Consider the following 23,734-nt stretch of genomic DNA (forward strand, 5'->3'; position numbering starts at 1 on the left):
ACAAGAGCAGTTATATCAGCATTTACTGTTGAGCTATTATCATTTTGCCAATGGTAAAGTTGCGCAGGCTCTACGCCACGCGGAGGGCGCCCAAAGCCTGGCGAAAAAAACCAATGATCCTAAAGCCAGGGTTGAGAGCAACTTATGGATGGCTGAAATGTGTTTGAAAACAGCCGCATGGCAGTGTGCCGAAAACAGGCTTAACAGCATTGCGGCAGACATAGCAAATAGCAGTTACGAACATGGGGCGGTTTATCGCTGGCTTAAACTGGCCCTGGCGTACCATCAGGGCCAGCGAATACACGAGCAACATACTGAATATCTCAGCTTAATAGCAATCGAACATTTGCCGCGTATTACCGAACTAAAGATTCTGCTGGATATGCAAGAACGGTTTAATCTTCCGGCCGACAGCTACGCCATGCAGCGGGCGACGGCGCTTAACGATGCCGCATTCTATGAAACCCATTTGCAGTGGCTATATTTGCAGGCCCGCCATGCCAACACCTATGCGAAACCTCAACTTAAGCAAGTGTTGGCTCGCTATCCTGAATACTGGCGTAACCATATCTATTATAGTGTTCTCCCTGATAGCAAACCATTGAAGGACACCTTGCTGGCGGCCTGGCTAGCGACCCTTCCTGAACAGCAAAGCAGCAATTATACTGAGGCCTATATTGAATAACGAAATCAGCCAGGCGCTGCAAGATATCCATACATTGCCGCAAAGCCTCAAAACGCAGCTTGACCGGGAGCAAGAATCATTAACCGGTTTGGCTAAACGTTTATGGGCACAACAGGAAGCTGAAAAAGCGCGTTTATCAAGGGAACTACACGATGGCGTAGGACAACTGCTCACCAACCTCACCCGCCGTCTACACGATTTAAGCGAGGGCGATTCTACCCACTCTGAGCAGCACGAACTCTACGAACTACACGCTATAGCTAAAATGGCGTTGGCGGATGTGCGTCAGCTATCCAGACTGATGAGCCCTACCTTACTGGACGATCTCGGTTTAAAGCCGGCATTAAACTGGCTTTGCAGAAGCGTGCTAGGCCATGAGAACATTCACTATACCTGCTCAATAGATGCTCCCGAAGGGCTAAGCAAGCATGTCGGGGTATTGTTATTTCGCATAGCCCAGGAAGCGCTGACAAATTCAGTCAAGCATGCTGGCGCAAGCGCGGTACAATTGTCGGTGTTATATCATCATAATATTGTTCGGATGCAAATCCATGACGACGGCTGTGGTTTTGCCAAACAACAGATTGAACCCGGTATTGGACTAAGCAGTATTGAAGACCGCGCGAAGGCGTTTAATGCCTCGCTACAGATAGATACTGCGCCAGGACAGGGAACCCATATTATTATTACGGTGCCGATATGACCATATCTATTGTGCTGGCAGACGATCATGCCTTAATGCGTCAAGGTATCATCAGCATGCTTCAGACCGACACGTCGCTTGATGTTATCGGTGAGTGCGCGGATGGTTTGGCGCTATTGGAGCTAGTGATACGGTTGTCTCCAGACGTTATTCTAATGGATGTTTCCATGCCTCGAATGAGTGGTTTAGTCGCTATCGACAAAATTCTGGCCCAGCGCGGCGAGGCTAAAATTCTGGTGCTCTCTATGCACAATGAAATTGAATATATCGAGGCGATGCAGGCAGCAGGCGCAATGGGCTATATTTTGAAAGAATCGTCGCAAGAAGTGCTTATTGATGCGATTCATAAGGTCGCCGCTGGCCGCCACTGCTTTGAGCATAGTGACTTAACTGCCGGGAAAGCAGCGCCATGTTATGTTAGCCCACTCACCACCCTTACCCGCCGTGAACGAGAAGTATTCTTTTTGGTTACCGCAGGCCATACCAGCAAGCATATAGCTCACTTGCTGGATATGAGCCTTAAAACCGCAGAGAACCATCGCAGTAATATTTACCGTAAGCTCAATATAAAGAGTTCAGCAGAATTGATCAGGCTCGCTGGCAAAGCTGGCTTACTGGAATAGCGGCTTTTGCCTGGATAGAAGTAAAAAAGAGCGCATCCGTGCGCGAAGTATGACATTGGAAAACAATTACCGGTGTTAGCGAATACCGGCCGCAGATTCTCTGCGATAAAACGATACCAGCAACACAGGGATCATAAGCATCGCTAACAGCGGCGCCGAAATCTGGGATGTGGCCAGTGATTTACCAAACCTATAGGCACGTTGATTACAGCTATTTTCAACCTGGAGGTTACAAAGTAGCTTGTCCTGTTGTGGCCTAGTATTGGCGATGTGCGCTACATGCCACTGATGGTGGGAATTAGGTGCCATGTGCTTTAGCGACATAAACGTGTAGTAGTTTATCGAAGGTGACTGAAAATCACGGTCTAATGGTGCGCGCTGATACGCGGTGGACTTAAACGTATCTGGCTTTAATGCAATAGATCGTATCGGCGCCGGGAGCGGGATAAACGACTGCCATCTATCGGGGTCGACTACACACGCCGCTAGCGAGTTATCGTGGCAAAGCTGATCGGTATGTTGCGCCCAGTGGTGCGTATCCAACCTATAGGTAAGTACTGCAGCCTGCGCCATCAGCGGTAGGAATAAACTGCTCACGATGATCGTTATTTGTTTCATCACTGGTCCCTGGTAAACCTGTATGCTCAGAATCGCCTTTGTAAGGCCATTTTCCTATAGGGAGATCCCCCTAGTTATTCACAAAAGTGGGCAAAACGGCGACGTGAGGCAGTATTTAATTCTGTTTATGCTAAGGCGGGGCACTGCAACAGCAAGCGAAAGCAAATGGGATAGTAAATTTCAGGCATAAAAAAAGGCCGCTTACGCGACCTTCTTGTTGTGCTCGTGTAGGCTAAGATTATTCAAGAATCTTAGATACAACACCAGCACCTACTGTACGACCACCTTCACGGATTGCAAAGCGCAGACCTTCGTCCATCGCGATAGGAGCAATCAGTTCTACTACGAACTTCAGGTTGTCACCAGGCATTACCATTTCTACGCCTTCTGGCAGCTCTACAGCACCAGTTACGTCAGTTGTACGGAAGTAAAACTGTGGACGGTAACCTTTAAAGAATGGCGTATGACGGCCACCTTCGTCTTTACCCAGTACGTATACTTCTGCTTCAAACTTAGTGTGCGGCGTGATAGAGCCTGGCTTCGCAAGTACCTGACCACGTTCAACTTCGTCACGCTTAGTACCACGCAGAAGAACACCAACGTTCTCGCCCGCACGGCCTTCGTCCAGAAGTTTACGGAACATCTCAACACCAGTACAAGTAGTCTTGGTAGTATCTTTCATACCAATGATTTCTACTTCGTCACCAACTTTGATGATGCCCTGCTCAACACGACCAGTTACAACAGTACCACGGCCTGAGATTGAGAATACGTCTTCGATAGGCAGAATGAACGGCTTGTCGATTGCACGCTCTGGCTCTGGAATATAAGAATCCAGTGCTTCGCCCAGCTCAACGATTTTCTTTTCCCACTCTTCTTCACCTTCCAGTGCTTTCAGGGCAGAACCCTTGATCACTGGCAGGTCGTCGCCTGGGAATTCGTATTCGTTAAGAAGTTCACGTACTTCCATTTCTACCAGTTCAAGCAGCTCTTCATCGTCAACCATGTCACATTTGTTCATGAACACGATTACGTAAGGAACGCCAACCTGACGACCTAGCAGGATGTGCTCGCGCGTCTGCGGCATAGGGCCGTCAGTAGCAGCAACAACCAGAATTGCACCGTCCATCTGAGCAGCACCAGTGATCATGTTTTTAACATAATCAGCGTGTCCTGGGCAGTCTACGTGAGCGTAGTGGCGCGCTGGAGTGTCATATTCAACGTGTGAAGTAGAGATGGTGATACCACGAGCTTTTTCTTCAGGCGCATTATCGATCATATCGAAAGCGCGAGCAGAACCGCCGTAAGTCTTTGCAAGAACCGTAGTGATTGCTGCAGTCAGAGTGGTTTTACCGTGGTCAACGTGGCCGATGGTGCCCACGTTTACATGGGGTTTCGTACGTTCAAACTTTTCTTTTGCCATTTTCTATTATCCCAGCAAAGTTACTTAAAAACTTCTATTCTAAAAATTTAAAATATGAGCTGGGGAGAAGAATGGTGCTGATAGGCAGATTCGAACTGCCGACCTCACCCTTACCAAGGGTGCGCTCTACCAACTGAGCTATATCAGCACACTAAATGGAGCGGGCAGCGGGAATCGAACCCGCATCATCAGCTTGGAAGGCTGAGGTAATAGCCATTATACGATGCCCGCGTTCCTAATTCTCTGGCCACCTCATAGGAAAGTGGTGGAGGGGGCAGGATTCGAACCTGCGAAGGCTGAGCCGGCAGATTTACAGTCTGCTCCCGTTGACCGCTTGGGTACCCCTCCTGAGATTGATGGTGCCGACTGCCGGAGTCGAACTGGCGACCTACTGATTACAAGTCAGTTGCTCTACCAACTGAGCTAAGTCGGCACGTCATCAAGTGGTGCGCATTCTAGAGTAATCATTTACTCAGTGCAAGAACCTTTTCGAAATAATTTCGAACTTTTTTTTCTGACTGATGAAGTACTTATCATCGGTTAGAAACTAGCGCCTGGATTTCACTCCGAGCGTAGCGGGCTAGGCCATGCACCACCAAATTCGCGACGAGGATGCTACCATCGAATTGCGCGAATGCAAGCATGTTTTTACCTCCACCCCCAATTATTATCGAAAAATCGGCTTTGTTGTTCGACAAATAATCAACTGCGCTTAAATAAACACCACGTACCGCTGCCTGACAACCCATTGCCACACAATCTTGAGTACTTTGCCCCACGCTGAATTCAGCTGGAATTTTATTATCAGCTACCACTCTTGCAGTATTTTTAACCAGTGCATCCTTCATTAGAGCATAACCAGGAATGATCCAACCGCCTAAATGTTGACCATCTTCGACAAAATCACAGGTAATGGCGGTGCCAATATCAATTACCGCAAAGCGCTTGCTGGTCATTTTATGCGCGGCTATCATCGCTAACCAGCGGTCGCATCCCATTTTCGACTCATCGCTATAGCTATTTACCAGACCAAACTGTTCCCGCTCTGTATGAATTATGCGCAAGTCGATGGCGTTAGCTAAGCAAAATGTTGAAAATTGTTGTTCAAAGTCCGGCGGTCCAACATTTGAAAGGTATATATGACGAATATTTTTATGATTTGTTAACTGCGCAAATAAGTGTTCTGGATTATCTGCAGTCCAGACTGTGTCGTTAACGCTGTCCAGCGTAATGTATTTGATTCGTGTGTTCCCGGCATCAACCAATAAAACGGCATTTTCAGTAACCACGTAAGCTAACCTCTCCGCCATGAAAGCGTGTTATACCATCTTCGGTTTCTACCAGTAGCGCACCGCTGGCATCTACCCCGCGGTCAATGCCGCAAAATCGTTTCTCGCCCATCTGCAGCACAATCTTTTTATCGGCAAATAAATCGAGGGATTCCCATATGGCAACATACTTACCGAAACCGGAATGGGCAAAACCATCTAAATGGTCCCATAACGATTCTATAATTTTAGCCGCTAATCTGTTGCGGTCAGTTTCGCTATTCAACGCCGCAGACAAATCGGTATGCGGCTGACCTACGTCATATTCATCTACCGGTACGTGTACATTTAGCCCTACTCCGATAACACAGTGCGCGGTGGCCCCTATCTGCCCTTCCACTTCGATCAGAATACCGGCAAGCTTTTTATTTCCCAGGTAAATATCGTTGGGCCATTTGACCTGCGCATCATTTACGCCGATCTTTTGCAAGGCATCGCATATTGCCACCCCCACCAATAAAGACAGGCCAGCCATACTTTGGTAGCCGTCAGGGAAAGACCAATACATTGAAAAGGTCAGGCTTCCCCCCACCGGGGCTAGCCAAGTACGGCCATGACGCCCCCGCCCCGCAGTTTGAATCTCCGCAAGTACGGTATCGCCATTGGCCAGCTCATCGCGGTTATTAGCAATACGTTTTTTAACCTCGGTGTTGGTCGATTCAAGAACCGGCGCTACATCTATTACCGCCAACTGGCTTTTACGCACATACTTTTTGATTTTGTCGGCGTTTAGCAAAGTAAAAGAACGGTTGAGACGATAACCCTTTCCTTTTACCTTAAAGACATCTAAGCCCCAATCCGCTAACTGACTAATATGCCCAGCTACCGCAGTACGGGATAACCCCACTTCCTGGGCTATCACCTCCCCAGAATGAAACTGGCCATCTGCCAGCAATGCTAAAATATGCTGACGAATAAGTTTTGAAGCGTGCTTCATAACGAGATAAGCCCCTCTCTTCCAACCAGCCGAACCTCTGGTTCCAATACCACACCAAATTCCTGGCTTACTGCGTTAATAATATTCTTAGCTAAACTAATCACCTGTTGGCCCGTAGCCATGCCGGTATTCGTTAATACCAGAGGCTGAGTTGGATGGCAGCGTACCCCGCCCAACTGCTGGCCTTTGAATCCCAACTGGTCGATTAACCAGGCTGCCGGTATTTTTACGCCGTTTTCATCGTTAGGGTAGCCAGGCACTTGAGAATACCGAGCCGCTATTGCATCAAACGTGGCCTGACTAACGACCGGGTTTTTAAAAAAGCTGCCGGCATTACCCAATACGTGGGGATCGGGAAGCTTTTGCTGACGTACCCGAATCACTTCATCATAAATATGTTGGGGGGTGGGTTGGGTAAGGGCTGCCAGTTCGCCATACGAAGTAACCGGGGTGTAGGCTTTGGGGATGGAAAAATTAACATGCGTAATCAAAACTTTACCGGCCAGCTCATGCTTAAATATACTGTCTCGGTAACCAAAGCGGCAGGCTTGGGCAGGCAACGTCTTTGAAGCGCCGGTACGCAGTTCTATATACTCCACCGACTCGATGAAATGCGCCACTTCTACCCCGTATGCGCCAATATTCTGAATAGGCGAGGCACCTACGGATCCAGGAATCAATGCCAGATTTTCCATACCGTGATAGCCGTGTTCTAACGCATAGGTCACAAACTGATGCCAGTTTTCGCCGGCGCCTACCCTTAATTGGATACTTTGACCGGTTTCGCTTGCCGCTATACCTGTAATGCGATTGCGCAATACCGTTCCATTAAAATCTTCGATAAAAATGGTATTGCTACCCTCACCTAATAAATAGAATCGATCACAGGCCTGACTTAACAATAAAGCAGTCTTAATATCATGAAATGATTCTAGCGCCTGACACTGGGCTGGTAGATGAAATGTATGGTAATGACTTAAAGCAGGCACCTGGCACCCTATCTTAGGTTTACAATGTGCCGTCATATTAGGACATGCTCAGGTAGATGGAAAGCAGCAGTGGCTAAAAGGCATGAAGCCTTCAAAAAACATTAAAACTTTGGCTTATAAGCGTGCTTGAAATAGCCTATAGGCATTTAGCGTAGCCTCGTCATTAACATTCTTGAGCACCTTTCTTAGCACCGGTGCCTGAGAATTATCGCTTTTTTCTATAATGGATAGCACCCGATGGTAGCGCGCTAAGACAGTCTTTCTTGAATGCGCTAATTCCGCTTGGTCAGTATACTTATTTATACTTTGATCCACTGCATTGCGGTAATTTTCATAGGCTGTCGAATCAAAGGTTACAGTCTCGACATCACTACCTATTAAATAGCCTCGACGGTTGCTTTTAACCTGGGTGACCCCCTGGTCAGGGAAATTAGGTCGACCCTTACCTAGTAAGGACACATATTCCTTACTACTTCGATAATATCGATGAAGAATAAAGTACGGTTTTATAGGTTTATTAAGCTGGTCTTCCCCCACGCGAGAGAATCCTTCAGTAGGATGAGTAAAGCGAGTTCCGTCGGCCAGTTTGTAGGTAAGGTACTTATTTACAATAGTGTGGGGATTGACTCTGTAAGATGGCGCCCGGGCATCAATTATAGATTTCACCTGTGGGACTCTCTCTACTTGGAAGGATCGCTCAACTGCCGGTCCAAAGAGATTGTCCGGCTCATATTTATTGCACCATTCAAACGAAACAACATCTGGTAGTGAGAACTCTATGAGGCATTGCTTTACACTCGTAACTAAATCTTTTGGCACCCAGAACTCATCTATATCCAAAAAGCACAGATGGGAAAAACCATCTTTAGCTGCAGTTGCAAAAGCCTTCTTGTAAGTACCGACTTGGGGATTACCTGGATAATCTTTAAAAAAGTCGTCCGCATCTATTATATTTACGTTCTCTAGTGAGGCATATCTTTTAATAATAGCTAATGTATTATCGCTGGTTCTATTTATATGAATTTCTATTTCATCGAATCCGAAATGGAGGTGATGGGAAATCCACTCGGGTAAATATGCAGACTCATCCCGAGCAACGGCAACCAGTTTAATTTTTATCTCTTTAACCGTAAGCTTATCTTGTAGGTGCTTATACTTGGCCCCTGCAAGCTCAACGATCCCTCGAAGAAATTTATGGGTGGTTGCTTTTAAGTTTTCAGACAAGGTATCCCCCGCTTCGGGTATCAGACTCTTTTACGAATAACATGTAGAAACCTGAAAATAGTTCTACATGGACATTTAGTCCATATGTTACGCGAGCCCTTGGCCTGCATTAAGTATCCAAGACGCTCATCTATAGACTTTGCTTACACACTCTCTACCGATGAAACTCACTCTACGTATATGGTGTCTGTTTACGATAGTAAGTTGGAAGCTAATCGTATTATATGATTCCTATAGCGACAAAACTATAAGATTGTAAGCGCTCCTCGGGCTTAAGCCTTATACCGAAGGTATCAATTGCGCTCAATGTTATGGGTTCTAATTTGCTGCGGTTCAAATTATTCGGAGAATGTAAGAGAGGTAGCAACATATTTGCAAAGAACTTGAAGCCTTGTAAGTAACAGTTCAGTGGCTTAGGAAGGGCAGGGTAATGTATCAAGCATAGGCATGCGTCTTAGTACTAGTTTTTAAGCGACGCCAATACATTGCTCATAACGCGGATTACTTTTCTATATAGAGGATTAGTTAGCCATTTTAGTATAGCTCTGGCAACAACCTTTTAGTATGAAACTGTTTCCCTGCAGATCCTACCATTTTGCTTTCTTCTGTTCATAAGCGTTTCTCCGTTTGAGTGGAGTGTGAGCTTGCGGGACGCGCTTTACTTAAGGGCCTTTGTGGTCACGGATATTCACAAGCTTACCGCAGCCCGCTGGTTGCTCGGCAATAAAAAAATGCGGGGGAATGCTTTATAGCATGTGAGTAGCGCCGCAAATTGTATTGGCTCACAGTCTATGAAAAAGCACCCGCTTGCTCGATAACCTCATAGAGCCGAAGGCTAGTTCTATAGACCTGGGCCAGTAAATGCGCATACATTAACCGTACATTTGTTTGGCACCAAAACGAAAAAAGCCCACTCAATAGAGTGGGCTTCTTCGTAGAATAGGCTTGCTTCACAGCGAGCCGTGGCGGCTGTGCTACACAAAGCGCTATCCTGATACCTGAGAGAGCAGTCGGGTGCTCTGACAAATGGGTAAGTCTGCTCAGGCACGGCTTTGCTGCACTGAATCGCGAAATTACTCTGGCTAATCTACTGGCCGTAAAAACGAAAAAAGCCCCTGTCTTTCGACAAGGGCTTCTTCGTAGGATAGGACTGCTTCACAGCGAGCCGTGGCGGCTGTGCTACACAAAACACTATCCTGAACCTTATGCTTTATTTTGTCACAGACACAAAAAAGCCCCTGTCTTTCGACAAGGGCTTCTTCGTAGAACGGGACTGCTTCACAGCGAGCCGTGGCGGCTGCGCGACACAAAGCGCTTTCCTGATACCTGTAAGAGCGGTCGGATACTCAGACAACATGGTTCGCACGAGTTACGGGATCGACTTTTTCACGTTGAATAGCGAAGTCGCTCTGGTTATTGAGGATGAGGCATAAAAACGAAAAAAGCCCACTCAATCGAGTGGGCTTCTTCGTAGAATGAGAGTCTGGCGGTGTGCTACTCTCACATGGGGAAACCCCACACTACCATCGCCGCTAATACGTTTCACTTCTGAGTTCGGAATGGGATCAGGTGGTGCCGTATCGCTATGGCCGCCAGACAAAAACTTTTTGTGCAGAATACGTTTTATATTCTGCGTAAGGAGGACCTGCTGTGCGCTTAAGCGCGCGGCCTGTCAGCCTTACTTTAAAAACTTAACAATTCGGGAAATCTGATATTCAATCAATCATTGAGTAACGTTGCTACTCTCACTTATTTTAGCTTGTCTCTACCACAACCCGTCGCGCATGAAGCCGCTTAGGGTTGTATGGTTAAGCCTCTCGGGCAATTAGTACAGGTTAGCTTAACGCCTTACAACGCTTCCACACCCTGCCTATCAACGTTGTAGTCTACAACAACCCTTCCGGACTTTAAAAGTCAGGGATGACTCATCTTGGGTTCGGCTTCCCGCTTAGATGCTTTCAGCGGTTATCCGTTCCGAACGTAGCTACCGGGCAATGCTATTGGCATAACAACCCGAACACCAGCGGTTCGTCCACTCCGGTCCTCTCGTACTAGGAGCAGCTCCCCTCAATCATCCAACGCCCACACCAGATAGGGACCGAACTGTCTCACGACGTTCTAAACCCAGCTCGCGTACCACTTTAAATGGCGAACAGCCATACCCTTGGGACCGACTTCAGCCCCAGGATGTGATGAGCCGACATCGAGGTGCCAAACACCGCCGTCGATATGAACTCTTGGGCGGTATCAGCCTGTTATCCCCGGAGTACCTTTTATCCGTTGAGCGATGGCCCTTCCATACAGAACCACCGGATCACTATGACCTACTTTCGTACCTGCTCGACGTGTCTGTCTCGCAGTTAAGCTAGCTTATGCCATTGCACTAACCTCACGATGTCCGACCGTGATTAGCTAACCTTCGTGCTCCTCCGTTACTATTTGGGAGGAGACCGCCCCAGTCAAACTACCCACCAGACACTGTCCACAATCCCGATAAGGGACCTATGTTAGAACATCAAACATACCAGGGTGGTATTTCAAGGTCGGCTCCACGCAAACTGGCGTCTGCGATTCAAAGCCTCCCACCTATCCTACACAAGTAGGTTCAATGTTCAGTGCCAAGCTGTAGTAAAGGTTCACGGGGTCTTTCCGTCTAGGTGCGGGTACACAGCATCTTCACTGCGATTTCAATTTCACTGAGTCTCGGGTGGAGACAGCGTGGCCATGGTTACACCATTCGTGCAGGTCGGAACTTACCCGACAAGGAATTTCGCTACCTTAGGACCGTTATAGTTACGGCCGCCGTTTACCGGGGCTTCGATCAAGAGCTTCTCCGAAGATAACCCCATCAATTAACCTTCCGGCACCGGGCAGGTGTCACACCCTATACGTCCTCTTTCGAGTTTGCAGAGTGCTGTGTTTTTAATAAACAGTCCCAGCCACCTGGTCACTGCGGCCCTCATTCGCTCAAGGAGTAAATCCTATCACCAACAAGGGCGTACCTTCTCCCGAAGTTACGGTACTATTTTGCCGAGTTCCTTCACCCGAGTTCTCTCAAGCGCCTTAGTATTCTCTACCTGACCACCTGTGTCGGTTTGGGGTACGGTTTGTATAATCATAAGTTTAGAAGCTTTTCCTGGAAGCAGGGCATCAACAACTTCACTCCCTTGGGAGCTCGTCTCGTGTCTCGACTTTAAGTGTCCGGATTTACCTAAACACTCGGTCTACGCACTTTCACCTGGGCTACCAACGCCAGGCTTGCCTAGCCTTCTCCGTCCCTCCATCACTGATTATACAAGTACGGAAATATTAATCCGTTTCCCATCGACTACGCATTTCTGCCTCGCCTTAGGGGCCGACTTACCCTGCCCTGATTAGCATGGGACAGGAAACCTTGGTCTTCCGGCGTGGGGGTTTTTCACCCCCATTATCGTTACTCATGTCAGCATTCGCACTTGTGATATGTCCAGCAAACCTCTCGATTCACCTTCATCCACTTACACAACGCTCCCCTACCCAGAGGACATCCTGAATGCTACTTCTTCGTTCTTTATCTTCACCACCTTGTGATGAACGCTTTACCAGCGGCTGCTTACGCAGGTCGCTGTTAGCTTAAATAGCATTGAGTGATGTCCTCTGCCGCAGCTTCGGTATATTGCTTAGCCCCGTTACATCTTCCGCGCAGGCCGACTCGACTAGTGAGCTATTACGCTTTCTTTAAAGGGTGGCTGCTTCTAAGCCAACCTCCTAGCTGTCTGTGCCTTCCCACATCGTTTCCCACTTAGCAATATTTTGGGACCTTAGCTGGCGGTCTGGGTTGTTTCCCTCTCCACGACGGACGTTAGCACCCGCCGTGTGTCTCCCGGATAGTTCTCATTGGTATTCGGAGTTTGCAAAGGGTTGGTAAGTCGGGATGACCCCCTAGCCTTAACAGTGCTCTACCCCCAATGGAATTCGTCCGAGGCTCTACCTAAATAGATTTCGGGGAGAACCAGCTATCTCCCGGTTTGATTGGCCTTTCACCCCCAGCCACAGGTCATCTCCTAACTTTTCAACGTTAGTGAGTTCGGTCCTCCAGTTGATGTTACTCAACCTTCAACCTGCCCATGGCTAGATCACCGGGTTTCGGGTCTATACCTAGCAACTAAACGCGCAGTTAACACTCGCTTTCGCTACGGCTCCGCTATTTGCTTAACCTTGCTACTAAATATAAGTCGCTGACCCATTATACAAAAGGTACGCAGTCACACCACGAAGGTGCTCCCACTGCTTGTACGTATACGGTTTCAGGTTCTATTTCACTCCCCTCACAGGGGTTCTTTTCGCCTTTCCCTCACGGTACTGGTTCACTATCGGTCAGTTAGGAGTATTTAGCCTTGGAGGATGGTCCCCCCATATTCAGTCAGGATAACACGTGTCCCGACCTACTCGATTTCACATTAAATTCGCTTTTGTGTACGGGGCTATCACCCGGTATCGCGCCACTTCCCAGAGGCTTCCACTAACTTATAAAATGCTTAAGGGCTAATCCCCGTTCGCTCGCCGCTACTAGGGGAATCTCGGTTGATTTCTTTTCCTAAGGGTACTTAGATGTTTCAGTTCCCCTCGTTCGCCTCGCTACACTATGTATTCATGTAGCGATACCTGTAAACAGGTGGGTTTCCCCATTCGGACATCTGTGGCTCAAATGCATTTTGTCGGCTCACCACAGCTTTTCGCAGACTTACACGTCCTTCATCGCCTCTAACTGCCAAGGCATCCACCGTATACGCTTTGTCACTTAACCATACAACCCCAAGCAGCCTTTTGACTTCTGCATTGGTCGGTGAATTAACACCTGCTGTATGATGACAAGCTAATCGATAAATCGCCTTGCTATCTCATTGACAATCGGACTTGCCGATTGGCACGCTTTTCAGCGCTTTTTCGATAACAAGTAATTTAAGTCAAGTAGAGAGTAGCGTGATTGAAAGAACATCTTTCGATATTCAATTCTCAGTTACTCAATTTTGATTGATTACTAATTAATATCAGCTTTCCAAATTGTTAAAGAACGTTGGATATTTCCTGCTAAAAGCAGTACTTTTATCCTTAGGGTAAAAAACCCTAATCAATGCTTACTGAAACAGTAAATATTCATTAGGATTCCGATTTTCCTGGCAACCGGTTTTCTTTCGCATTTCTTCGTTGGGCAAGGCATTCGATAAGGAAGCGTATTAACAATACGCGACGTTCGAATAACGCAGCACAAGGAAGAAATGGTAGGCTTGGGCAGACTTGAACTGCCGACCTCACCCTTATCAGGGGTGCGCTCTAACCAGCTGAGCTACAAGCCTGTTCTAGCTTTTCGCTTTGTCTTGACTGAATACCTTTATTTCATCGCTTGTCAGTCACATACGCTACGTATGCTCCTTCCTCACTCTTCAAGTCGGTATGCATTCAAACCAAATCGCTTTGCTATAACCTTCTTTCAGCAATCTGACTCTATTTGATTCAGATAGTGGACTGAAATGGTGGAGCTAAGCAGGATCGAACTGCTGACCTCCTGAATGCAAATCAGGCGCTCTCCCAGCTGAGCTATAGCCCCATAAAAACGGTCGTTCTTCTTTTCTATAACAAGACTATCTGTGTGGACACTACGCTAAAAGCGTTCGTCGATTCTTTTGGTAAGGAGGTGATCCAACCGCAGGTTCCCCTACGGTTACCTTGTTACGACTTCACCCCAGTCATGAAACACAAAGTGGTAATCGTTCTCCCGAAGGTTAAACTAACTACTTCTTTTGCATCCCACTCCCATGGTGTGACGGGCGGTGTGTACAAGGCCCGGGAACGTATTCACCGCAGTATTCTGACCTGCGATTACTAGCGATTCCGACTTCATGGAGTCGAGTTGCAGACTCCAATCCGGACTACGACATACTTTAAGGGGTCCGCTCCACATCACTGTCTCGCTTCCCTCTGTATATGCCATTGTAGCACGTGTGTAGCCCTACACGTAAGGGCCATGATGACTTGACGTCGTCCCCACCTTCCTCCGGTTTGTCACCGGCAGTCTCCTTAGAGTGCCCAACTAAATGCTGGCAACTAAGGACAAGGGTTGCGCTCGTTGCGGGACTTAACCCAACATCTCACGACACGAGCTGACGACAGCCATGCAGCACCTGTGTCTGAGTTCCCGAAGGCACCAATCCATCTCTGGAAAGTTCTCAGCATGTCAAGTGTAGGTAAGGTTCTTCGCGTTGCATCGAATTAAACCACATGCTCCACCGCTTGTGCGGGCCCCCGTCAATTCATTTGAGTTTTAACCTTGCGGCCGTACTCCCCAGGCGGTCTACTTATCGCGTTAGCTTCGCTACTCACGCCTTAAAGGCACAAACAGCTAGTAGACAGCGTTTACGGTGTGGACTACCAGGGTATCTAATCCTGTTCGCTACCCACACTTTCGCACATGAGCGTCAGTCTTTGGCCAGGGAGTCGCCTTCGCCACTGATGTTCCTCCAGATATCTACGCATTTCACCGCTACACCTGGAATTCCACTCCCCTCTCCAAGACTCTAGTCTGCCAGTTCTAAATGACCGTCCCAGGTTGAGCCCGGGGCTTTCACATCTAGCTTAACAAACCGCCTGCGTGCGCTTTACGCCCAGTAATTCCGATTAACGCTTGCACCCTCCGTATTACCGCGGCTGCTGGCACGGAGTTAGCCGGTGCTTCTTCTGTGGGTAACGTCACAGCTAACGGGTATTAACCGTTAACCTTTCCTCCCCACTGAAAGTGCTTTACAACCCGAAGGCCTTCTTCACACACGCGGCATGGCTGGATCAGGGTTGCCCCCATTGTCCAATATTCCCCACTGCTGCCTCCCGTAGGAGTCTGGGCCGTGTCTCAGTCCCAGTGTGGCTGATCTTCCTCTCAGAACAGCTAGAGATCGTTGCCTTGGTGAGCTCTTACCTCACCAACTAGCTAATCTCACTTGGGCCTCTCTTTGCGCCAGAGCCCGAAAGCCCTGTTTGGTCCGAAGACATTATGCGGTATTAGCCACCGTTTCCAGTGGTTATCCCCCTCGCAAAGGCAAGTTCCCAAGCATTACTCACCCGTCCGCCACTCGTCATCTTCTAGCAAGCTAGAAATGTTACCGTTCGACTTGCATGTGTTAGGCCTGCCGCCAGCGTTCAATCTGAGCCATGATCAAACTCTTCAATTAAATATATCGAAAACTTTTTATGAATCGTCGGTTGACACTCTTAACGAGTGCCCACACAGATTGTCTTGTTATAAATTGTTAAAGAACAGTGCGAAGTGTTACCCTTCGCTGCTTCGTTTCTCCCCGAAGCGGGATGCGCATTCTACGCGTTTCGTTTTCTGCGTCAACACTTTTTTGAAAGTTTTTTCTAAAAGCGTTTAAGTTGAAAACCGTTACCAGGCTTGCTCTGTAGCTTGACTGATAACCCTTCTTCAGTGCTGGCCGTTGGCCTGTCCCGTCGAAGTGGAGCGCATTCTAGCGATTACTCAGGAAAGGTCAACACTGTTTCGTAATAAAATTGCAAAAAAGCGTTCAACCGTATATTTTTTAAACATACAATTCAAAAAATAAGCAAATTGAACTATTTGTTAATGGTATCGTTCTATATATACGGTATTGTGGTTAACTAAATACGCGGTTTAATACTTTCAGGAGTTCGGTTATATGCGAAGTTTTAGCTATATTGCTTTGGTGGCTTGTTTTAGCAGTGCCCTCAGTGCAACCGAGTTTTCAGAAGCGGAAGTTGATGTTATAGACCCCTACCAGGTGAAGTTCCTTAAACGCCAGGTTGACCAGAACATGTCTATCGGCAGGGCTATTAAGTCAATAGCCGGTCATTATCCCCAGGATGTTGTCGCTATAGTAGAGGTCGCGTTAGAAACTTATCCAGAGCATTACCAAGAGATTATTCACTCGGCGATATCAGCACAGCCTTCTTCGACCAAAGAAATTGTTGCCTTAGCGATTAAGAAGAATGTTAGCTCTTGCCCAGCCATTGTTAAGTTAGCCATAGATGCAGAGCCTAGTTATGTAGATTTTGTAGTACAGGCCGCGGCTAATGCCACCCCGGATGAACTTGACGAAATAGTACGCGTAGCTGTTTTAACAGAACCCAACTCTGCTGACTCAATTGTTCAGACCTTATCACGCCAGCACCCTAATAAATTGGTAGACATATTAACTACGGCCTTAGATGCAGTGCCGTATGTAGGTGAATATGTGGTGGACGCCTTATTAGCGGTTTTCCCTGCCCAGGCTGATGATGTGGTAACTACTGCAATTAAAGGTTCCGCTACAGAGCGCGAACAGGTATTGAGAATTTTAGAGAGTGCGCAAGATGCGGGGGTCGCAGATGATCGAATTCTTCAGTATGGCTTGGACGCCGGCTTTTCTAATGAAGAACTCGCGGGTATACTAAACGATAAGTAGTTAAAAGCGTATTTACCTGAAAAGGGGCCTGGTGTATATCAGGCCCCTTTTTTATACCCGCTTGGTAAATCACCTTATAGCAAGGTTAAGCTGCCACTACCGGGGTGGGTGTATCGTCGCCAACACTATAAGCTGCCAAGGTAAGGACACGACCGAGCGCTGCAGCTAACGCTTCATTTATCGGTAATAGTTTTTCGCCGAGCAAATAGTCCAGTTGTGCTAAACGTGAGCGTCCGTCTGCCAACATAGGTGGTTTGGTACTTCCTATAGCGATAAGAGCATTTGCATACTTAGCTGGTACCTGCGCTTTTATGACTCCACATACTGATAAGGTAGCCGTACCGGTTTTCGTTTTATAGCCTGCTGCCCCAAACATTCGACAAATACCAGGGCGCCATTGGTATACCGAGCATTGTCCTTGCTTACCGTCTAGCGAAGCACGTTGATACATTATGCAAGAGAATCCTGTTGCTACATCCAGGGTATCTAATACAGTTTCAGCCTGCCCTATATCAAACAAGTGCAGCGCATACGGTAGCATTTCAAGTACCGACACTTCTATATCAGGATTGTTACAACAAGCACCGCATCCTTGTATGCAGGATAGTCCTTGTTCACGTTGGTAAGATCCAAATTGCTCAGACAGTTCATCATATACCGCCATTACCTGGCCAGAAAGCTCACGCAGCCTTAGCATGTCTACTCCACTAAAAGCACACTAAAAAACAAGAAGGAAAGTTATTGTTCAACCCTGCGGGGAAAGGATACGACACGACGTCTTGTGCAGGTGTTTGAATTGGCGCGGATAGTACTGCTGTGATGATAAATTTAGCAATACAAATGTATAGACTTTTTTAGGGCCCAATCAGGCCACCTATATAACTAATTAATAGGTGGCCATGGCATGTCAGTATTCGTCTTTACCCTTGATTGCAAAGTTCTCGCGCTTGCGAGTGAGATTAGGGTTATAGGCGGGATCGTGATCGATGTATTTTTTCCACGTGGTTTGTAAATAATTGAGCTCGCGATTAAAGCGCGCTGCTTTTTCTGGCGTTATATCTAAACCCCGGGATACTGACTCATGATGATAAAGTTCCGCTTCAGCACAATACAGATTACGTACGCCGGTCTCTAGCACACGTAAACAAAAATCGACATCGTTAAACGCAACTTGTAGATCGTCCTCGTTTAACCCCCCGACCTCTTCGAATTTGCTTTTTCTAACTAACAAACACGCAGCGGTTACGGCACTGTAATTTTGGGTGGCAATCAATCGGTTCATGTAGCCGGGATGATAACGCGGGAAGTATTTATGTGCATGCCCTGCCCCGCCGCCATAGCCCAACACTACGCCAGCATGCTGAATTCGGCCATCAGAATACAGTAGCTTAGCACCTACACAACCAATATCCTCCCGCATAGCATGGCCTGCCATGTATTCTAGCCACTCAGGGGTAATCACCTCAATGTCGTTGTTAACCAAGCCCACCACTTCACCTTTAGCGTGTTTAACGGCAAAATTGTTAATCGCGGAGTAATTAAACGGATGGGGGTATTTGAGTAAGCGAACTTTAGGATGCTTATCTAATTCGTCAAAATAAGCCAGGCATTCGGGATCGTTGGAGTTATTGTCGACCAGCAGAATTTCATAATTGTGATAGGTGGTTTTCTGTAAAATAGATTCAATGCAGGCTTTAACCAACGCCTTGCCATTATAGGTAGGGATAACCAGAGACACCAGAGGCCTGGATAACAGCGGCCACTGCACTGCCAAGACTTTACCGGTCAGATTTTCAGCCTGTAAATGATGTCGAGCGATAGCGCTTTTCAGGCTATTAAGATTTGCTTTTGCTGGGTGACTATACGTAAAGGACAGTGGCTGATGGTCTACCGTAAAATCCGCGCCAGATATATAGGCATCTGCCAGGGAAGACGCAATATGATTTCCCTTAACAAAACAGGTATAAAGCTTTGAGTCTGGCTTTAATAGTACAGCCGAAGCAATGTACCCTGTGGCGAGCAACAGATCTGGGTTCCAGTCTGGCAAAAAATCGTAGGTTTGCAGTTTATTCTGGTCATTAACTGTGAAGGCATCAAAATAGGTAATATCAGCGGCTGCGGTATTATTTAACGATGCTATTAACACATCTTCGTAAATCATTACCCCGGCTTGCAGCACCAGTAAGGGGTAAGTCCCCATATCCATTGCGCTACTCGACTCCACCGGCAAAGCGGTATGTAACCCTTCCCGACATACCGCGTGGTCAATATACACTGTGTTAATATTGGTGTTTAAGCGAGTCAACGACTTCACCGTTTCGGCATAGCCCTTTTCACCAACCACCAATACATTAATCGTTTGCTCACCCCGGGGGGCCACGTTGAGCTGTTCTTTTTGAGACAACAAATGCAGCTGATGGAGCCGGCGGATTTTTCTTAGCGGCGGAACTTCATAGGCGATGCTGGATTGCCGAAGCTTATTGCCATACCACTCGCGTGCATGGTGAAAACCACGGAGACGGTTTTTAGCCGCTTCTGGAAGCAACCCATAAGAGCCTTTAACCACTCTTAGAAGAAGATCTTTCATCTTTCCCCCTCAGATCTTGTAAGGCTAAGTGCTGCTTTAATCTTGGCTACCGCTTTAACCCACCACGGCACGACTCTATTCAGTATTTCAACTCGTTCAGGATTATTGAGTTCATGCTGATTTGCTTTTGCTTGAACGTATGCAGTGTAAAGTGCCAGGTAGGTCAACTTCTTATGTGAAACGATATCTTTTAGTACTTTTTCGAATTGTTTCTCGGACAAGTTTTGAGCTTGATATGGATGGTTTTCAAGCTGTGCACACTCAGCATAAAACTGATCTGCGAATTTAACCTCATGTTTGTCTAAAAAACGTTTCAACTGCAATAAATATCTGGACTTAGATTTTTCGAAGATATCATCGCTAAGCAACGAAAAGGGCTGCTCGTCTCCATACCCTTGGAGGGCGAGATCTAACCTGGTTTGTAAACTGGCTGACTCTAGCTGGTTAAACCAGCGCTTTACCTCTATTGCAGCTGGCGAATAAGAGGGGTTTACTCTACCGATAGAAGTATTAACGTCAGACGCATCTATCCCTACAGTTTCAAGAAAATCAGGGATAAGACTATGATTAAAAAACAGTGATTTGCTGTAAGGCCTTAAGATAAAACGGCTTTCTCCAACTTTAGCTATTTTTATAGAAAGCGTACTTAACGTAGACTGGATATGATTACCTGGCGCGAAAACAGTGGTTCTGCCGTGCCGCTTTACAGCTTGGTTGTAAGAAGACTGTAGCGTTTCAAGGCCAAACCGAAGGTATCCCACAAACTTAGCTTCAGGTACCTGTTCGCCCAGTATTTCCAGATTTCTAAAGAAAAACTCGGATGAAAAAATAATGGTATGACAAGCTTTTTCTTTGCCCTTTTCCACTTCTTCGTTAAATAGTTTTTGCGAAAACTCAAAGTTACCTTTATCCCCCGAGAATATACTGCGCAAATTACCTGAACTAACACCGTTAGGATCGAGGCTGTGTTGTGGGTAATAGATCCCTCGTGTTAGCAACCAGTTGTTGTTTGTTGAAAGCCACTTTTGTATTGCCGAGGTACCAGTTTTAGGTGGTCCAAAATGGAAAATTATGTTCATGAATTACTATTACTGTCCTAACGCTGGAGCCGAATGCTAAAAAGAGATGAGTTGTCTGTAAAGTGTATTCAATTTTCGGCCACAGCTTTCGTAAGAAAATTGTACCTGGGCATGTTGTTTCGCACGTAAGCCTATTTTAGTAAGAATATCTGGCGACTTATTAAGTTTAACTAATAAAGCGGCAATAGTTTTAACATCTTGAAACGGTACTAAAAATCCCGTCTCTTCATGCTTAATTAATTCGCCAGGTGCGCCCTTATCATAAGCTATTGCGATACGCCCTGCGGCCTGAGCTTCAGCAATTGTTCGACCGAAGGATTCATTAAAATGCGACAAACTGAGAACGATATCGACATTTTCAATAGCCTGCATCGGATTTGATACGTAACCCTCGTCGATTAGGTTACTTAGAGCATACTGATTTAAACACCATTCCAGCTCACTGGTTCTAGGGCCATATACGTGAAACGTTAGCCCGGAATCTGCCCGGCAGTTTGCTGCGATATCAAAAAAATCTCTGATACCTTTTTTGGGCAAATTACTGCTTATTAACCCTACCTTCAGGGGGGAGGCTGAAGATGGCAAGGCCAAATCTCCAAATAGCCGAGTATCCAAGGCGTTATAAATAAATGAAAAATTATCACCTTGAGTGGGTAAGGTGTTTTTGAAACTTTCCACCAGATAGCGGGAGTTGAATAACAGCTTGGCGTCATATGCCGCTAATCGCTGATGTGCGGTTTGTACATCCGATAACAACGTATCCAGCAACGACGGATCAGAAGGAAGGTCCTCGCGAATATGTACGATACAGGGAATGGATACCTGTTGTGCCGCTAACATGGGCTCATGCAAAACCAATGTATTAACATGTACCAATGCTATATCACGCTGACGAATATATTGGCCGATAGCATCTACTGTAATCATCTCAGCTTGCTTTGTTTCGTACCACCATCCATAGGGTATAACTTTTATTTCTATACAATACTGCAACAGCTGGTCGATATAGTTTTGGTTGTGAACTTCAGGCAGCAATATATAAACATTATATTGTTGCTGGCTTAGCATAACCGCAAGGTCAATCAGGCTGCGCTCCGCGCCATATATGGTTTGATTTGCCTGATGGCCGACAAGAAGAATATTTTCTTTGACCGTGGTTTTTTGTTTGCCTGCCACAGTGGGGTGATAATTTTGGCCTTCATACTTCGCTAACGTACCGATAATGTCAGTAATCGGCGTTTTATTTTTTAATTGCCAGCCACTAAGGCTAAACCGGGGGCCAGGATCGCGGTTTTCCTGGACGCCTTTACTGATAAAGTGCTCAAGTGGGCAGATGCTTCCTGTACGCAGGTCCCCGTATCGCTGGACGTACCAGGCCGCATTCCAGGTTGTACTAGCCTGAAAAACAAACTTAGCATCGCACTCCGGCTGAACCTGAGGTTGCGTAATCAGTGAAGCTGGTGCATAAAACTTTCTTTGCTTTTGATTAGCTTCAAGAAAGAGCGTCGCGTTGTTATCAGCATGCCAAGCAAAAGCCGCATCCAGATACCATTTTCTGGGCCCTTCAAATTGGGTGGCCAGATGCAGATCGGCAGATTGCGTTAATGAGTTATTACGTACCAGCTGGAACGATAGGGGGACATCGGGCAATACAGGCTCAACGGCCGAATCGCCGAAGACCCTGAGCAAGCGGTAGTAATATTCAGTATCAGCACCGGCTTTTATTTCATCCCAGTACCCTATCTTACGTATAACCTGGGTGCTAATCATTAGGGAGCTTACATTTCTGAACACCCAGCGCTCTTCTAAACGCCAGCACCAAAAGGTTAAGTTGGGTAATGTTCGAACCATCGAACTGACGCTAGCGAGCCGGCCAGATTCTAAAATAGCGTTAACCTGAAGCTCAATTTTCTGGCAGTGCGCCCAGTCATCGGCATCGTTTACCGTTAAATATTCGCCAGTAGCGGCGGCCATTCCTCGGTTACGTACCGCATAGGCTCCACTATTATGTTCGCCTTCTAAAAGTTTCCATTTACGGCCGGAGTCAATAGGTTGGCGGGCAATCCAGCTACGTACCAGCTCAACTGAGTTATCATTACTACAGTCGTCACTAATAATAATTTCAAGATTTGGCCAGCTTTGGTTATTTAAACACTCGAGTACGTAAGCAACAGTCTCAGCCGCGTTGTACATAGGTACAATCACTGAAACCAATGACTTCTTGGAAGCCTTTGAAAGATTGGAAAGGTGGAGTTGAGCCAAATCTGCTGACCGCAGCGAATGCATCGACAAAGTATCATTTTGTAATGCTATCGGGGTGAGGCCTGCCTGCTCATAGATACGGTTTAAAAGACTGGACCAGTTCTGCGATGTAAGCATGCCCTGTACGCCAAGCAAATTAATCTTAGCCAAGGCAACTTCTGGTAGGATTGCAAATTCAGCCTCCAAATTTGCTTGCAAAGCTTCTGCCTGCGACTCTTCATTATTGCCTAGCGCAATATCAAAGCTAAGCAATAAAAATCGCAGCCGATCAGCAGGTTCCCATTCATTTTCCTGGGCGAGGAGCTGCTGAGTGAATATGGCCGCTTCAGTGACACTTTGAGTAAACAGCGCCCATCGAGCTAGAAACCAATATGCTCTTTGCCGTTCCATAGTATTGGTGTCGGGATTGTCCGCAAGACGAATTAATTGCTGACGCGCCACATTTACCGCCCCTTTCCATAACAATGCATCGAGATACACTGCTTTACTGGCAGAAGGGAGCCGGCCCTCTAGACGACCGCTTTTGATATAATGGAGGAATGGGTGGATAGCTGAGTTACCCACATCACTATATTGCTGCCGATACCAGCTGGCGTCAAAACCGGGGCCAGGATTAATTTCACGATAAGCAGGCAGGTACAAATACTTAGCTGTTTTCCATAAACCAGCTATCTTTCCTAATTGTGCCCGAGTCTGACCAAATACAACTTCTGTATCTAGTAACCGGGATTGATATACCTGGACCACATGACTATGGGCAGGCCTGATAATTGCCAGCCCAAATTTACTGATTGTTTTAATCCAGTCGCGCCCTTTAGCTTTCATC

Annotated in this window: 14 protein-coding genes, 6 tRNA genes and 3 rRNA genes; 4 read left to right on the forward strand and 19 right to left on the reverse strand. The window is 46.8% G+C overall.

Annotation, left to right across the window (positions count from 1 at the left end; all coding sequences use genetic code 11):
• The first annotated feature begins 28 nt into the window (after positions 1-28).
• From D0Y50_RS16505 to D0Y50_RS16515, 3 genes are read left to right on the forward strand one after another with little or no spacing between them, the layout of a single operon-like run.
• Positions 29-685: a hypothetical protein gene (locus tag D0Y50_RS16505; RefSeq protein ID WP_117318051.1), complete on the forward strand. Its 657-nt coding sequence runs from the start codon at positions 29-31 to the stop codon at positions 683-685.
• Positions 678-1,388 (forward strand): sensor histidine kinase, encoded by a 711-nt coding sequence (locus D0Y50_RS16510; RefSeq protein ID WP_176582462.1) that lies wholly within the window; start codon positions 678-680, stop codon positions 1,386-1,388. The genes D0Y50_RS16505 and D0Y50_RS16510 overlap by 8 nt, the downstream gene beginning before the upstream one ends.
• Positions 1,385-2,011: a response regulator gene (locus D0Y50_RS16515; RefSeq protein WP_117318055.1), complete on the forward strand. Its 627-nt coding sequence runs from the start codon at positions 1,385-1,387 to the stop codon at positions 2,009-2,011. The genes D0Y50_RS16510 and D0Y50_RS16515 overlap by 4 nt, the downstream gene beginning before the upstream one ends.
• A gap of 75 nt (positions 2,012-2,086) precedes the next feature.
• Here D0Y50_RS16515 and D0Y50_RS16520 read toward each other — a convergent pair whose 3' ends face one another.
• The 15 genes from D0Y50_RS16520 to D0Y50_RS16595 all read right to left on the reverse strand — a co-directional run bounded on the left by D0Y50_RS16520 (position 2,087) and on the right by D0Y50_RS16595 (position 15,732).
• Positions 2,087-2,629, reverse strand: a complete 543-nt coding sequence (locus tag D0Y50_RS16520) for a hypothetical protein (protein ID WP_117318057.1) — start codon at positions 2,627-2,629, stop codon at positions 2,087-2,089.
• Positions 2,630-2,867: 238 nt separating this feature from the next.
• The gene (gene tuf, locus D0Y50_RS16525; RefSeq protein ID WP_117318059.1) at positions 2,868-4,052 is read right to left on the reverse strand and encodes an elongation factor Tu; all 1,185 of its coding nucleotides are present in this window, start codon (positions 4,050-4,052) and stop codon (positions 2,868-2,870) included.
• 72 nt (positions 4,053-4,124) lie between these two features.
• A tRNA-Thr gene (locus D0Y50_RS16530) sits at positions 4,125-4,200 on the reverse strand.
• A gap of 8 nt (positions 4,201-4,208) precedes the next feature.
• A tRNA-Gly gene (locus D0Y50_RS16535) sits at positions 4,209-4,283 on the reverse strand.
• Positions 4,284-4,315: 32 nt separating this feature from the next.
• Positions 4,316-4,400: transfer RNA gene (locus D0Y50_RS16540), tRNA-Tyr, on the reverse strand.
• Between the two features lie 9 nt (positions 4,401-4,409).
• Positions 4,410-4,485 (reverse strand) — tRNA-Thr (locus D0Y50_RS16545).
• Positions 4,486-4,585: 100 nt separating this feature from the next.
• Positions 4,586-5,341: a type III pantothenate kinase gene (locus D0Y50_RS16550; RefSeq protein ID WP_117318062.1), complete on the reverse strand. Its 756-nt coding sequence runs from the start codon at positions 5,339-5,341 to the stop codon at positions 4,586-4,588.
• Positions 5,331-6,317: a bifunctional biotin--[acetyl-CoA-carboxylase] ligase/biotin operon repressor BirA gene (gene birA, locus D0Y50_RS16555; RefSeq protein ID WP_117318064.1), complete on the reverse strand. Its 987-nt coding sequence runs from the start codon at positions 6,315-6,317 to the stop codon at positions 5,331-5,333. The genes D0Y50_RS16550 and birA overlap by 11 nt, the downstream gene beginning before the upstream one ends.
• The gene (gene murB, locus D0Y50_RS16560) at positions 6,314-7,306 is read right to left on the reverse strand and encodes a UDP-N-acetylmuramate dehydrogenase (protein ID WP_117318822.1); all 993 of its coding nucleotides are present in this window, start codon (positions 7,304-7,306) and stop codon (positions 6,314-6,316) included. The genes birA and murB overlap by 4 nt, the downstream gene beginning before the upstream one ends.
• 114 nt (positions 7,307-7,420) lie before the next feature.
• Positions 7,421-8,530, reverse strand: coding sequence for a glycosyltransferase family 2 protein (locus D0Y50_RS16565; RefSeq protein ID WP_170145538.1), 1,110 nt, complete (start codon positions 8,528-8,530; stop codon positions 7,421-7,423).
• 1,481 nt (positions 8,531-10,011) lie between these two features.
• A 5S ribosomal RNA gene (gene rrf, locus D0Y50_RS16575) occupies positions 10,012-10,127 on the reverse strand.
• A gap of 207 nt (positions 10,128-10,334) precedes the next feature.
• A 23S ribosomal RNA gene (locus D0Y50_RS16580) occupies positions 10,335-13,316 on the reverse strand.
• A gap of 473 nt (positions 13,317-13,789) precedes the next feature.
• Positions 13,790-13,866: transfer RNA gene (locus tag D0Y50_RS16585), tRNA-Ile, on the reverse strand.
• A gap of 175 nt (positions 13,867-14,041) precedes the next feature.
• Positions 14,042-14,117, reverse strand: a tRNA-Ala gene (locus tag D0Y50_RS16590).
• An 80-nt stretch (positions 14,118-14,197) separates the two neighbouring features.
• A 16S ribosomal RNA gene (locus D0Y50_RS16595) occupies positions 14,198-15,732 on the reverse strand.
• The 16S, 23S and 5S rRNA genes sit together here with 2 tRNA genes alongside, the layout of an rRNA operon.
• A 483-nt stretch (positions 15,733-16,215) precedes the next feature.
• Between D0Y50_RS16595 and D0Y50_RS16600 the strand changes: the two genes are divergently transcribed.
• The gene (locus D0Y50_RS16600) at positions 16,216-16,980 is read left to right on the forward strand and encodes a hypothetical protein (protein ID WP_117318070.1); all 765 of its coding nucleotides are present in this window, start codon (positions 16,216-16,218) and stop codon (positions 16,978-16,980) included.
• 85 nt (positions 16,981-17,065) lie between these two features.
• Here D0Y50_RS16600 and D0Y50_RS16605 read toward each other — a convergent pair whose 3' ends face one another.
• From D0Y50_RS16605 to D0Y50_RS16620, 4 genes are all read right to left on the reverse strand, one after another.
• Positions 17,066-17,677: a YkgJ family cysteine cluster protein gene (locus D0Y50_RS16605; protein ID WP_108568786.1), complete on the reverse strand. Its 612-nt coding sequence runs from the start codon at positions 17,675-17,677 to the stop codon at positions 17,066-17,068.
• A 210-nt stretch (positions 17,678-17,887) separates the two neighbouring features.
• A complete protein-coding gene (locus D0Y50_RS16610; RefSeq protein ID WP_117318072.1) occupies positions 17,888-19,567 on the reverse strand; it encodes a glycosyltransferase family 2 protein in 1,680 nt (559 codons plus the stop codon).
• A complete protein-coding gene (locus D0Y50_RS16615) occupies positions 19,564-20,646 on the reverse strand; it encodes a hypothetical protein (RefSeq protein WP_117318074.1) in 1,083 nt (360 codons plus the stop codon). The genes D0Y50_RS16610 and D0Y50_RS16615 overlap by 4 nt, the downstream gene beginning before the upstream one ends.
• 36 nt (positions 20,647-20,682) lie before the next feature.
• Positions 20,683-23,733 (reverse strand): glycosyltransferase, encoded by a 3,051-nt coding sequence (locus D0Y50_RS16620; protein ID WP_117318076.1) that lies wholly within the window; start codon positions 23,731-23,733, stop codon positions 20,683-20,685.
• Position 23,734 lies beyond the last annotated feature (1 nt).

Origin of the sequence: Salinimonas sediminis, assembly GCF_003429285.1 — a bacterium.
GTDB classification, from domain to species: domain Bacteria; phylum Pseudomonadota; class Gammaproteobacteria; order Enterobacterales; family Alteromonadaceae; genus Alteromonas; species Alteromonas indica.